Consider the following 14,105-nt stretch of genomic DNA (forward strand, 5'->3'; position numbering starts at 1 on the left):
CACTTATGCTCCTATTCTTACTTTTTTCTCTAAGTTATCGATTGCCTGTTTCATTGCGGATGCAGGATTTTCTATCATTTCCCCATGGCCAACTGCCAGCAGACTCGGTTCAAGCTCCGCTAATTTTTTTGCACTCTTCAATGCTGTCATTTTACTCCAAGTACCAAAAGCAGGGAAGGGGAACAACGGTTTTACATCCCCAGCAACGGCAATTCCGCCTCTTGTTTGGAAGGCATCACCAGCGATTAATGCCTTTGTTCGTTTATCGAAAAAAGACATGGATCCTGGTGTATGTCCTGGTGACGCGATCGCAGTCAGGAACCCGATTTGATCACCTTCTTTTAATAAAATAGTTGCTTTGGTTTTTAACTTTTTTGGAACTCCGCCTTTAATGGGAGTTTGGTCTTCATCCTGATCCAATGTACGGTCGTTATTCATTAAACGGTTATCTCGAACAGAAATATAGACAGGCACGTCTGGCAGGGTATCTTTTAGCAAATCTAAAGCACCAACATGGTCTTCATGTGCGTGTGTTAAAACTATTTTGGTAATGGGTTTCCCGATAGAATCTGCCGCCTTTAATATCCCCTTGGAACCGAAAGGAAGAGCAGCATCAATTAAAGTCAATCCATCCTCTTCTTCCACTAAATAGCAATTCACTGGAAAAACGTTAGCCATAAATGTCACTTGATACAAATACCCGTTTTTAATTACTCTCATCATCTTATCTCCTTTTAACTAATATTGTTAGTTTTATTATAACTAATGGTATTAGTTTTAGCAAGCGGTTTTTTCAATTTAGTAAATTTCTCACTTTTTACAGCCGAAGGAGGTGATTTTCAATATTTGAAACGCTTTTGGTAATAAAACAGCAAGGCACAGCTTGCAGTTTTATTACCTTTTACACGCAAAGCTTCTGATCGACCCCTTGATCTTAAACAGCTTGGTTTATTTTACGAAAAATTCGGAATATATTATTTCGACCATAAATATATTAAGAATAAATTATCATGATAAAAAAAAATTATGGCGATAATTAATTTTTATTGTTTGTGAAATTTAGAGATTAAATGAAATGTGTTTGTTTTCGATTAAGGGAGATGTGTGACAATTGGCAGGTACAAAACAAATTCAGAGTTTTATTCCTTTAGTGGAATTCTTAGGAAGTGTGATGGGAAATCATTGTGAGGTTGTCCTTCACGATGTTCGTAATATTGAGAATTCGATTGTTGCGATAAAAAATTCTCATATCAGTCAACGAAAAGTTGGCGGTTCATTGACGGACTTGGCTTTAAGTATTTTAAAAAATAAATCTTATTTAGAAAAGGATTTTCTATTAAATTATGCCGGTAAAACTCAAGAGGGGAAGATTGTTCGTTCCTCAACATTTTTTATTAAAGATGAAAATGGAGAAGTCATTGGGATGCTATGCCTAAATATGGATGTCAGTAAAATGATTGAGACTAGACACCTGTTAGATACTTTAATAAATGGAACATTGGAGGTACCTTCAAATGGCTTACATCTAAATGGGAAGAGTCCAGGTAATGAGACAAATCCGATTGAAGATTTTCATACATCAATTGAGGAGTTGACGACTTCCATAATAATGAAAACGCTTTCTGAGGTTCATATCCCTCCAGATAGAATGTCAACGGATGAGAAAATGGAGATCATTCAAAAACTGAATGAAAGAGGTGTATTTTTAATAAAGGGGGCGGTGTCAGAAGTAGCTACTCAGCTGAAAAGTTCCGAAGCGACCATTTATCGCTATTTACAAAAATTAACCTAAAGAGGGGGATGGATGATGAAATACAATTTTGATGAAATCGTGAATCGACGAAATACTTATTCGGTCAAATGGGATGGAGGGCAATTGATAAAGGAAATGGGTCTTACGGATCGATATGATGAAGCGACGATCCCATTATTTACAGCGGATATGGATTTACCGGTTCCTCAACCATTGATAGAAGCTTTGCATAAAACAGTTGATCATCGAATCTATGGATACTCAATATTCCCAGATGAGTATTATCAATCGATTCAACAGTGGTTTAAGAAAAGGCATGACTGGGATATTCAAAAGGATGAAATTGTCTATAGCCCAGGCACTGTTCACGCTTTAAATATTGCGGTAAGAGCATTTACCAATCCAGGAGACGGAATCATTATTCAAAGACCTGTCTATCCGCCATTTACAGCGTCGGTTGAGGGAAATGGTAGAGTCGTAAGAAATAATGCTCTTCTTTGTAATATAGAGGGCTATTATACCATCGATTTTGAGGATTTTGAAGCAAAAGCGAAAGAGGTGAACACCAAGATGTTCATCTTATGTAACCCTCATAATCCAACCGGACGAGTTTTTACAAAAGATGAATTAAAAAGACTATATGATATCTGTTTAGAGCATGACGTCATAATTGTGGCTGATGAGATTCATGGAGACTTAATTAGAAGGAATCAAACCTTCTATCCGATGGCAAAGGCGGCTAATCATTCGGATAACCTTATTACTTGTACAGCGATTAACAAAACCTTTAACGTGGCCGGTCTTCACTGCACCAATGTGATTATTTCGAATCCGGAACTTAGAAAAACCTTTAGTCAAACCATGGGGTTTCAGTTAGCCTCTCCTTTTACGATTGCCGCCCTGATAGCAGTTTACAATGAAGGAGAAGAATGGTTGGAGCAACTGAAGGAATACCTTGATGACACACTGGAGTTCACGAGAAGTTTCTTATCTGAAAAAATGCCAAGGGTGAAAGTGGAAATTCCAGAAGGAACGTATGTCATGTGGATGGATTTTAGTGCGTATGGCATTACTCCAGAGGAAGTCCACGATCGTATCTACAATCGAGCCAATGTGCTGCTAGAGGACGGGAAAATGTTTGGTGAAGAAGGAAAGGAATTTCAGCGAATATGCATCTCCTCTCCACGTCCACTGATAAAAGAAGCACTTGAGCGAATCGTCCGGGAATTTGAAGACCTGAATTAATGAAAAGCAAAAATACTACCAGAGTTTAAAAGGTAATCCCTTTACCGCTTTAAAGAGCTGGGGGTCAGACCCCCAATGTTTTAAAGCGGTGAAGTGTCATATTTTTTTTGGTATCTTAATGTCTGAATATTCGAAATCCAAGAGTGGGGTGAATGATTTGAGTCAAGAGGCAAATTTAAAGAAGGTACTGGGTCTTGGAGATGTAATGGGAATAGCGGTAGGTCAGATTATTGGAGCAGGAGTGATGGCGTTAACCGGTGTGGCAATTGGTATGACAGGAAGTGGTGTGACGCTTGCATTTATTTTATCCTCCATCTTTACGATTTTTACTACTCTACCAATAGCTGTTATGGGATCGGCTATACCGACTACCGGAGGGTTATATCGATACTCAAGTAGATTACTTTCCTCTAAGATTGGATTTTTTTGGATGCTAATGTTTATCGTAGGTAACCTAACTCTCGCGGTTTATGCGATATCCTTTGCCCAATACGTTCAAGGACTTGTTCCATCAGCTCCAATTATGCCTTTAGCCTTCTTACTTCTTACTGTGTTTTTTCTAACCAACCTAATTGGTGTGAAATTTGCTGCTATTGTTGAAAAAGTAATGGTTATTGTCCTAGTAGTAGCTCTTGCTATTTTTGCCTTCTGGGGTATGCCAGAAGTTAATTACGCTGTATTTAATGCGAAGGATATGTTCCCTGCTGGAGGTATTGGATTTTTAACAGCTGTAGCCTTACTCTCTTTTGCAACAGGAGGAGCACAAGTAGTTGCCGAACTTGGTGGTGAAATGAAACGACCAGGTAGAGATATCCCGCTTACGATTATTGTAACAACTGTGGGTGTCGGCATACTATATGCGTTTATGGCTACTATTGCCGTCGGGGTGCTGCCGGTTTCAGAGATTGCTAATAAGCCGCTTACCGATGTGGCAAGAACCATACTTCCAGAACCTTTATTTATCTTCTTTATGATTGGCGGGGCTATGTTTGCGTTAGCGACTACATTAAATGCTACTTTATCTTGGGTCACAAAAGGTGTATTAATTGCTTGTGAGGATGGTTGGTTGCCAAAGTCACTTGGTAAAGTGAATCAAAAATATGGCACACCACATTGGCTTTTAACCATGTTTTATGTGATTGGATGTATTCCCATTTTTATGTCTGTTCCACTTGAAACGATTTCGGCATTGGGGACAGGAGTTTATATGGTAGCAGGGATTATTCCGATTATAGCTGCAACAAGATTACCGAATAAATTTCCAGAACTCTATCAAAACGCTCCTTTTAAACTTCCGACAAAAGCACTGTATCTCATTTGTGCCATTGCCGCTGTTCTTCTTTTTGCACAAAGCTACCTTCTTATTACTTCTCTTGCTTCTAAATATATCTACGGAACTATTATTTATATAGTATTGGCAGCCCTATACGTGAATATTGTTGGCAACAGTAAGAAGTATGGAGTGAAAAAGAATCTTGATTTCTTTAATGAAGCCGATAGTAAAAGCTAAAGCATCCGTATCTGGATCAAATACAAAACGATAATAATCAGATTGGAGTCGAAAAATGCAGAAAGTCATATTTACAGAAAAAGCTCCTAAGGCCATTGGCCCTTATTCGCAGGCAGTAAAAGTAGGTGAATTTATTTTTCTATCGGGTCAAATTCCTGTTGATCCTTATACCAATGAGGTTGTAACCCAAGATATTGTTTTACAAACAAGGAAAGTGATGGAGAATATTGCGGCCATTTTAGAAGAAGAGGGGCTATCCTTGGAGCATATTGTCAAAACCACGTTATTCCTAAAGAATATGGATCAGTTTTCGATTGTGAATGAAGAATATGGTAAAGCTCTTGGTGACCATCGTCCAGCACGATCAACCATAGAGGTAAGCCGACTACCAAAGGATGTATTAATCGAGGTTGAGGCGATTGCAATGGCGAAAACTTGTTAAAAAACAGAAGGGTGGTACCAAATCTGAAAAATGGAGGCGAGCTGCATGTCTGATAATGAGAGCTTATATCGAAAATCCAATATTCGCAGATTAAGAGAATTAGCGGAGTACTCCCCAGAAACTTTTCGGGCTTTTGTTGAGTTTGATAGATTAGCATTATCTCCAGGAGTTATACCAAAGAAAATGAAAGAACTTATTGCGGTTGCAGTAGCACATGTTACGGGATGTCCTTATTGTATTGAAGGCCATGTAACAAGCGCAAAGAGGCTCGAAGCAACTAAGGAAGAAATCATGGAGGCTGTCATGGTGGCAACCGCATTAAAAGCAGGTTCTGCCTTTGCACATAGTTCCAACGCATTAAATGCTTATGAGGGGACGGGCGAAGAAGATTTATATTCTCGTTCAAACTTCAACCGTTTCAACGAAATGAAAGATATAAATCCAGAGACATTTCTAGGATTTGCAAACTTTGACCGGGAAGCGTTAAAGGCGGGTTTACTTAGCCGAAAAGAGAAGGAACTAATTGCGGTGGCCGTCGCCCATGTTACGGGCTGCGCATACTGTATTGAATCACATACCAAAAAAGCAAAACAATTGGGAGTGTCACCACAAGAACTAACCGAAAGCATTTTCGTCGCAACAGCGTTAAAAGCAGGATCCGCATTAGCTCATAGCGTAAATGCTTTAAATGCATATGATTGACCAACATGGTTCAGAAGGAGAATAGCTGGAATTTTTCTTGGAGTAGACTTTTACAAAGTCTACTCTTTTTTGTTATAACCAATGCCAAAAAATTGAAAATCAAAAACGGTGAAATGATCGGGGGATTTGCACATAATCAGGTTTCCTAGGTATACAGTCAATGTCCCTATTTATTGTGTTAAAGCACTAAAAAGTATTGAATGATGTTAGATGTAATAGGGGTTACGGCATGGATCTTATATCCAATACTAAGCAACTGTGATAACGTTTCTGCACAATTGGGACGAGGTGGCTCAATCGGTGCATGGTAGCTTTTATATAAATTTAAAAACTGATTATCAACCGTACACTGAAGCAAAATAACATGTCTTCCTGTCCAAGCTTGACCTATTATAGGTTTTGGATTTAACTGTCTCATCATCATACATCCTTAAAAGTTGATACTATAGACTATGTGAATCGCCCAAATAAGTGATGGGCGGTTGAGCACTTAGTAGGACCTGAAGCACGAACTCTCTCCTTTGCATTTTTGCTTTTGAAACGTTAAGGTTTTTACATATAGAAATGTTGCTAACCATGAGTATGCTTTACAGAAGGAAAGGTGAATGAAATGAACCAGAAAGTTGGATTTATTGGTTGTGGAAAAATGGCGCAAGCGATGATTGAGGGAATGATAAGATCGAAAGTTGTCCAGCCCGAAGCAATTATGGCAAGTGCCGTAACAGACGAAACTTTACACTCTGTTAAAGAGAAATATAACATTTTAGTTTCAAGTCATAATATTGAGGTTGCGAAACATGCGGATATCCTGTTTTTAGCGATAAAACCTAACATTCATGATGCTATTTTAAAAGAAATAGCAGAGGCGTTGGATGAACAAAGTGTGATTGTCACAATCGCTGCAGGAATCAGTTTAGACTACATAGAAAGCTTTTTCCAAACAAAAGTGAAGGTAGTGAGAGCAATGCCTAATACCCCTTCGTTGGTTGGAGAGGGGATGAGCGCAATTTGCCATAATCAACAAGTCAATCAGGAAGACTTGGATAAGGTGCTGCGTCTTTTTAATAGCTTCGGTAAAGCAGAAGTAATGGCAGAAGAATTAATGGATTCTATTCCTGCCATCAGTGGATCTTCACCTGCTTACGTTTACATGTTTATTGAAGCGTTAGCAGATGGGGGAGTCAAACAAGGGATACCAAGGAAACAAGCCTATAAACTTGCGGCACAGGCTGTTTTGGGAGCGGCGAAAATGGTTCTTGAAACCGAAAAACATCCCGGAGAGTTAAAGGATGATGTTTGTACGCCTGGTGGAGCAACAATTGAAGCAGTTGCCGCTCTTGAACAAGAAGGGTTTCGCTCTGCTATTTTAACGGCAATGGATCATTGCACGCAAAAATCGAAACATTTATCAAAGAAAAAATGAGAAGGCTAATAGACACCCAAAAGTAATGTCTAAGAAATGGCGAAGTGTTGGTAGAAATAGACTCTTTATCCTAAATACTGTTCAAAAAAATAGATAAGCACTTGTCAGTTCGGTTTGTAGCCGAGTGACAGGTGTTTTTTATTCAAAACGGTGTTGGTTGACAAACAGAAAATCAATTTATCAACCGGTTTTTGAAAATTATCAACCGTAATTTCATTTTATCAACCGAAAATCGGTATTTATCAACCGTTTTCAAATTTATCAACCGCTGGCCAATAAACCTATTATTAATGCCACTTATGGCAATCTGAAACCTATCATTTTCTCCTTTTTTGACAATTCTATGTCAATGAATACTTTTGTGATATTTGTCACATAAATACAACTTTAGTAGTTGGTAGTATGGAAATTGTGATTTAGTTCATTTAAATATTGTGTGATTTATCACGAATTTGATTTGTTAATAAGAATGAAAAATAGGAGGGTATTTTGATGAGTATGTTTTGCTACCAATGCCAAGAAACAGCAAATGGAACCGGTTGTACGATTGTTGGGGTTTGTGGAAAAAAAGATGATTTAGCTAATATGCAGGATTTATTAATTTATACAATGAAGGGCGTTGCGATTGTTAATACGTTGGCTCGTGAAATTGGACTACATAATACAAAGGCTGATGATTTTATTGTTAATGGACTATTCATGACCATCACAAATGCCAATTGGGATAAAAATGAATTTTTTAATAGAGTAAGAGAAGGATTAAATCTTCGTGAAGAAATAAAAGCAGTGATTGAAAAGGCAGGTCACCCACTTCAGAATACGAGTGATTTTGTTACCTGGTATGGGGAAACAAATGACCAGCTTGAAATAAAATCAGCTTCTCAAGAAGTGAGTATTTTAGCAACAAAAGATGAAGATATTCGTTCATTAAGAGAGTTAGTCACCTATGGCTTGAAGGGATTGGCAGCTTATTTACAGCATGCAGGAGAATTAAATTATAAAGATGATGAGCTTTATGCCTTTATGCAAAAAGCACTTGTCCTCATAAGAGATGATCAAGTGTCAATGGAAGAGTTAATCAATCTTTCAATGGAATGTGGTAAATATGGCGTTCAGGCAATGGAATTATTGGATACCGCCAATACCTCCACGTATGGCCATCCGGAAATGACAAAGGTAAACATCGGGGTACGTCAAAATCCAGGAATCTTAATTAGTGGTCACGACCTGAAAGATATGGAAGAACTTTTAAAACAAACAGAGGGTACTGGGGTAGACGTTTATACTCATAGTGAAATGCTTTCCGCAAACTATTATCCAGCCTTTAAAAAATATGATCATTTTGTCGGAAATTACGGGAATGCATGGTGGGAACAAACACGTGAATTCGAAAGCTTTAATGGACCTATTTTAATGACAACCAACTGTATTGTGCCACCAAAAGCATCATATAAAGGAAGAATGTATACAACAGGTGCTACGGCAGTGGAAGGCGTAACATATATTGAAAAGAAGAAAGATGGAACAAAAGATTTTTCCATTATTATCGAGCACGCAAAACAATGTGAACCACCAATTGAAATTGAAAAAGGTGAAATCATCGGTGGATTTGCCCATAATCAAGTTGCCCAGGTAGCCGACCAAGTGGTGGATGCCGTTAAAAATGGCGATATTAAACGATTCTTTGTGATGGCTGGCTGTGATGGTCGACATAAGAGCAGAACCTACTATAAGGAATTTGCAGAAGAACTTCCAAAAGACACGATTATTTTAACAGCTGGTTGTGCGAAATACAGATATAATAAGCTGGAGTTAGGTGACATCAATGGTATTCCAAGAGTGCTTGATGCCGGTCAATGTAATGATTCGTATTCTTTAGTGATGACAGCCTTAAAACTGAAGGATGCATTCGGATTAGAAAGTGTAAACGACTTACCGTTGTCTTATAATATCGCATGGTATGAACAAAAAGCCGTCATCGTTTTCTTATCATTACTGTATCTTGGTGTGAAAAATATTCACGTTGGGCCAACACTACCTGCATTCCTCTCACCAAATGTAACGAATTTCTTAATCGAAAACTTCGGTGTAGGCGGCATTACTAATACTAAGGCGGACATTGATATGTTCATGTATGCAACAGCAAATTAAAGAAATAACATCTAATTAGATAAACTAAAAGCCCAGATTGGTTTCGTCCAAATGGTCTTCTTATTTTTGTCTATGTCGGTACCATAACGATCAAGAATCATAACAGTTTAAAGGATCCATGCCTAGAAAATGAGGTGTGGATCCTTTTTCGCTTACTTATGAACTGAATTTCAAATTTATCAACTTTTGACCTAGAAACACTTAGTAAATATTACCAAAATAGTAAATAGTACTCTGTTTTCACAAAATTGTAACAATTATAATAACCTTGTGATAATAGCCCTAGATTTAAGGATTTCTTTTTGAATATAATGTCAATTTTTGTAAAAAGTTAGTCTGCGATAGTTCGTGAAGACTATTCGCGCAAATGGATATTGACCTAGAAAAGAGCCAAATTTAAAGAATCTTAGGATGAACGAATCACATTGGAAACAAAGCGATTTTCCAAAAAGTAATAGTCGAAAGGAGAAGGAGAAAATATTGTACAAAAACACATGTATGAAAAGTCTTTTAGCCTTATTTCTCATGTTTGGTATGCTCTTGTCGCCAATCACCTCTATTACAAGCTATGCGGAAACACCACCATTAGAAGAAGCGATCGTTAAGTCTGTTAATTGGCTTGAAGCGACCCAAAACGAGGATGGAAGTTGGGGGAGTGCAGAGTTAGCCTTTCTCAACACGACGGAAGTAGCCGATTATCTTTCCAAAAATAATAGGCTGCCTGCAAATGTGGAGAAGTCTAAAACTTGGTTGCAACAATTAGAGATTCATAATTTTGATGTAGCTTCTCGAGTATTACCGCTCATCCAAAATTACGACCTTCAAAATCTATTAATCCTAAGCCAGAATGAAGACGGTGGCTGGGGAATTGCAGAGGGATATGAAAGTGATATTTTAGATACCACGCTTATCCTAAATGCCTTAACGGCCATGGAGGATACAGACCCAGCTGTTTTAGAAAACGCCGTAAATTACCTCATTAGTAAGCAGCAAGCCAACGGATCATGGGCTTTTAATCAAGTCGATGACTCAGTTATTTCTTTGACGGCTCAAACCGTATTAGCTTTAAGTGAATTTCAGACTAAGACAAATCGGACATCCAGTGAGCTGCAAACAGCTTTGAGATTAGCTGGAGAATATCTGGTTTCTACCCAGACATGGGGGATGGATGAAGATTCGATTATGGATAGTCTACTATCCTATCGAGCTATTTTAAATACGGTAGGAGCAGATGTACTAAAAAATATAGATAACTCCATTGTCAGTGTACAGCAATCAGACGGCAGCTGGTTTAGTGACCCTTATCTGACCGCTCTTGCTTTAAAGGCACTTCAAGAAAAAATGAATATGCCTTTTGCGAAAATAGACTCGATACAATTATGGAAAAACGAAAATGATAGTCAGATAGAAAGCTATAGTTACAATGCCTATGATTCTTTTGAAATCAGAGTAGATAGCACTTTTGATGCGAATCAGGCAACCCTTCTTTATTTTATTAAACAAAAGAATGGAACCATTATCTCTGCACAAACAGATGGACTTCCTGGCTGGAATACGAAAAATAGTCTTCCAGGCGATTATTCGGTTATTGCACAGGTAAAGGACAATACAAGTGGTCGAATCATTGCAAGCCTAGAGAAGCCATTTGTCATCAATCCAACCTTTACCATTGGAGCGGTTTCCATTGCCACAGATCCTGAAAATAAGAGAGTGAACACTTCAGGAGAGGTGAGTACAGAAATTACGATCATTTCCAATTCAAATATGGACAAATCATTAACCCTAAAAACATCTGTTATGGATGGAACAACAGTTATGGCCGAGGATACGAAAACATTTGAAAGTAAAGCAGCAGATCAAATTAGCAGAATAAGATCTCTCATCTTCACCCCAGATACTACTGTACCAAAGGATTACCTGATTAAATCTGAAGTTTTTGATGGAACGAATGTCATCGCTCAAGGTGAAAAGACGTTCCAGGTGCTGCCGCCTCCACCTCCAACAAGAATCGATGCTACACAAAGTACGGATAAAACGGTTTTATTCCCTGGTACAGACTCGGTTACAGCTCAGCTGAAGCTAAAGGGTGAAGGTACTCCTGACATGCCAAAACGAAACCCGATTGATTTGATCCTTACCATTGATAATTCAGGAAGTATGGAATGGGGAGACCGTGATTGGTCAACCACAAAGCCTTGGAGAATTGATTTTGCCAAGGATGCTTCTAAGAGAGTAGTAGATTTACTTCAAATTCAAGACAAGGGTGCCGTTGTTGAATTTGCAGGCAGTGTGTGGATTCAGCAGGATTTAACGGCAGATAAAGAACTTTTGAAAAAGAGAATTACCGAAACGCCACCTTCTCCATGGGATGGAACGGATATAGCCCGTGGACTTAGCAAAGCCATGGAAATATTGAACAATAAAAGCGAAGAAGGCAGAGATAAGGTTATCGTTCTCCTTTCAGATGGTGATTCATCGCGATATTACGCCATGAGAGAGGCAGAAAAAGCGAAAGCGAAAGGCTACAAAATTTTCTCGATAGCGCTAGGTGCAGGTGCCGACCGATACTTAATGGAGCAGCTTGCCATTATGACAGGTGGCAAATATGTATACAGTCCAACGATGGCACAGCTGGACGAGATGATGACGATGCTCGCTGGAGAAATTTTTGATAATGCCGGTGAAGATGTGGTTCTTGAAACAACCATACCAGCAAACGGAATGACTGTAGACCCTTTGAAAATCAATCCAGCCCCAAGCAGTATCGATGAACATGCTGATGGATCAAAAACTCTAAAATGGACAATGGACAGAATGGTCATCGGGGAGGAAAAGCCATTTGAAGTAACATACGAAGGCACGAATCTTCTTTCGGATACAACCGTTCATCTTACGAAAAATACGAAGTTGACGTATGTCGATAAAAATAAAACGACTGTAACGGTTAATCTTCCAGATTTAAAGATTCCGGTTAATAAATATTTACTAGATTCAAAGGTAGAAACGGATAAGGTAAGCTACCAAGCAAACGAAAATGTGACGATCACCAATACGGCTACCAATCTTACAAAAGAAGCATCCACTCTTACAGGAAAAGTCGAAATAACGGATGCGGATGGAAATTTGGTAGAAGTAGTTGAGGAAAACATTCCGATGACATGGAATAGTTCAGAAAGTAAAACAACCACATTCACTTGGAATAGCAGTCAAACAATGGCAGGACTTTATAAGGTAAAGGTGACTTGGAGCGAAAATGACAAGGCCATCTCCGTGACAGAAGCTAGCTTCGAAATTGAAGCAGATGGTGACCTCACTAGCTCAATAACGGTTGATAAACAACAATACGCTGCAGATGAAGAAGTGAGAATTCGTACAGATCTCATTAATAACAGCACAAACAGTATAGAAAATAACCTTATCTTAAAAACAACGATTACAGATGAGCAAGGCAACATCATTTGGACAGCAGAACAAGCAGCATCAGAACTGCTTCCTGCAGCACAATTAACCTTAACTTCAAACTGGAATACAGCTCAAAATAAGCCGGGAATTTATACAGTGACCGCTGAAGTATTGAAAGGTGAAGTCAAATTATCCGAAAGCACAGCAACGTTTGAAATTGTTTCTGAAAAAGAAGGAGTCATGGGCGTTTCGGGTAACATTCAAGTACTTGAGAAAAATATTTATCCAGTAGACCCAGTTCAGTTTAAATACATCTTGAATAATACAGGAAATGTGAATCTAACTGACGTGACAGCAAGAATTCGAATTGTGGATACGGCATCCGAGAAGGTACTTGGAACGATTCAAGAAAAAACCGACATCGAAATCGGATCAAGCTATACAGCGGAAAAGGCTTGGGAGCATGAACCATTAGAAACGGGTGTTTATATGGTCGTATTTGATGCGATTCTTGCAAACGGCAAAGAGGTTCCACTAGGCAGCAGTTATATTCAAGTGGAAAAACCATATGAAACCACGCTCAGTCAGATCGTAAGCCCTCGAGTTTTAGTATGGGCTGAAAGTAACAACAACATCAACCTAGCAAAGGAAACGCTTGAAAGCATGTCAGCTTTCTATCAAATGGTAGATAACCGTGACGATTTTATGAGCGAATTACGAACTGGAAAATACAATCTATACATGTTACTTGATAGTCAACTTCCTTTAACCGGACACGATGACGAAGAGTTAGCGGCAGAAGTAGCAAAAGGAAACGGAATTATCGCATCCCATCACGCAAATGGTGATAATTTTAAAAATATGGATCTATTTGGTGTGAAAGTAAAGGGAAGCACAACTCCACATGATTACAAAGTTGATTTCTTAGCCAATTCTTACTTTGGTCCTTTCACTTTAAGTGGAACAGGCAAAGCATTAAATGTGGAGCTGGAAGGTGGGGAGCAGCAAGCTGTATTAACGAGCAAAAAAGGAGACTCACCTGGGGTTGTCACTTCTAATTATGAAAATGGAAAAACGCTTTTATTCACCTTCGATCTTGGTAGTAGCCAAGGCGAAACCTCTACCATTTTGAAAAAATCGATTGAGTTGGTGACACCAACTATAGAAACGAGCAATCAATATACAGAGCTGGAAGTAAAAGTGAAGGCAAACACATCTATTGGAGCAGAAATCATCTTAACGACTCCTCAAGGTTCAGAGGTGGTATGGATGTCTCCAGATACGAGTGCATGGAGATTTGAGACCGTTACAGGTCAGGAGTACACATTCAGAGTGCTATTGAAGCTTCCTGAAGCAGCAGGAACGTACCCTGTAACACTAGATTCCTATTATGCGACAGCAAATGGAATGTTGAAATTTAACACAATGGAAACCATGATTGCTCGTGAATAGTGAGCATCCAAATCATCAAACTAGA

General features: G+C 38.7%; 10 protein-coding genes. 8 read left to right on the forward strand and 2 right to left on the reverse strand.

Annotated elements, in window-relative coordinates; translation table 11 throughout:
* Positions 1-3: 3 nt before the first annotated feature.
* Positions 4-720 (reverse strand): MBL fold metallo-hydrolase, encoded by a 717-nt coding sequence (locus ACSBPO_RS03010; RefSeq protein ID WP_442598608.1) that lies wholly within the window; start codon positions 718-720, stop codon positions 4-6.
* Positions 721-1,111: 391 nt separating this feature from the next.
* Between ACSBPO_RS03010 and ACSBPO_RS03015 the strand changes: the two genes are divergently transcribed.
* The 5 genes from ACSBPO_RS03015 (at position 1,112) to ACSBPO_RS03035 (ending at position 5,652) form a co-directional block, all read left to right on the forward strand.
* On the forward strand, positions 1,112-1,792 hold the full coding sequence (locus tag ACSBPO_RS03015) for a helix-turn-helix transcriptional regulator (RefSeq protein ID WP_442598609.1): 681 nt from the start codon (positions 1,112-1,114) through the stop codon (positions 1,790-1,792).
* Between the two features lie 15 nt (positions 1,793-1,807).
* Positions 1,808-2,998: a MalY/PatB family protein gene (locus tag ACSBPO_RS03020; protein WP_442600297.1), complete on the forward strand. Its 1,191-nt coding sequence runs from the start codon at positions 1,808-1,810 to the stop codon at positions 2,996-2,998.
* Positions 2,999-3,155: 157 nt separating this feature from the next.
* Positions 3,156-4,508, forward strand: a complete 1,353-nt coding sequence (locus ACSBPO_RS03025; RefSeq protein ID WP_442598610.1) for an APC family permease — start codon at positions 3,156-3,158, stop codon at positions 4,506-4,508.
* 55 nt (positions 4,509-4,563) lie between these two features.
* Positions 4,564-4,950 carry a RidA family protein gene (locus ACSBPO_RS03030; RefSeq protein ID WP_442598611.1) on the forward strand — a complete coding sequence of 129 codons (387 nt, stop codon included), beginning with the start codon at positions 4,564-4,566 and terminating at the stop codon, positions 4,948-4,950.
* Between the two features lie 45 nt (positions 4,951-4,995).
* Positions 4,996-5,652 (forward strand): carboxymuconolactone decarboxylase family protein, encoded by a 657-nt coding sequence (locus ACSBPO_RS03035; protein WP_442598612.1) that lies wholly within the window; start codon positions 4,996-4,998, stop codon positions 5,650-5,652.
* 178 nt (positions 5,653-5,830) lie between these two features.
* On the opposite strand, the gene ACSBPO_RS03040 is transcribed toward ACSBPO_RS03035, so the two are convergent.
* Positions 5,831-6,070 (reverse strand): hypothetical protein, encoded by a 240-nt coding sequence (locus tag ACSBPO_RS03040; RefSeq protein WP_442598613.1) that lies wholly within the window; start codon positions 6,068-6,070, stop codon positions 5,831-5,833.
* Positions 6,071-6,262: 192 nt separating this feature from the next.
* Between ACSBPO_RS03040 and proC the strand changes: the two genes are divergently transcribed.
* From proC to ACSBPO_RS03055, 3 genes are all read left to right on the forward strand, one after another.
* The gene (gene proC / locus ACSBPO_RS03045) at positions 6,263-7,075 is read left to right on the forward strand and encodes a pyrroline-5-carboxylate reductase (protein ID WP_442598614.1); all 813 of its coding nucleotides are present in this window, start codon (positions 6,263-6,265) and stop codon (positions 7,073-7,075) included.
* Between the two features lie 498 nt (positions 7,076-7,573).
* Positions 7,574-9,226: a hydroxylamine reductase gene (hcp, locus tag ACSBPO_RS03050; protein ID WP_442600298.1), complete on the forward strand. Its 1,653-nt coding sequence runs from the start codon at positions 7,574-7,576 to the stop codon at positions 9,224-9,226.
* 480 nt (positions 9,227-9,706) lie between these two features.
* Entirely contained in the window at positions 9,707-14,080 is a 4,374-nt protein-coding gene (locus ACSBPO_RS03055) for a VWA domain-containing protein (protein WP_442598615.1), read from the forward strand.
* Positions 14,081-14,105 lie beyond the last annotated feature (25 nt).

Origin of the sequence: Neobacillus sp. D3-1R, assembly GCF_052180215.1 — a bacterium.
In the GTDB taxonomy this organism is placed as follows: Bacteria; Bacillota; Bacilli; order Bacillales; family Cytobacillaceae; genus Pseudoneobacillus.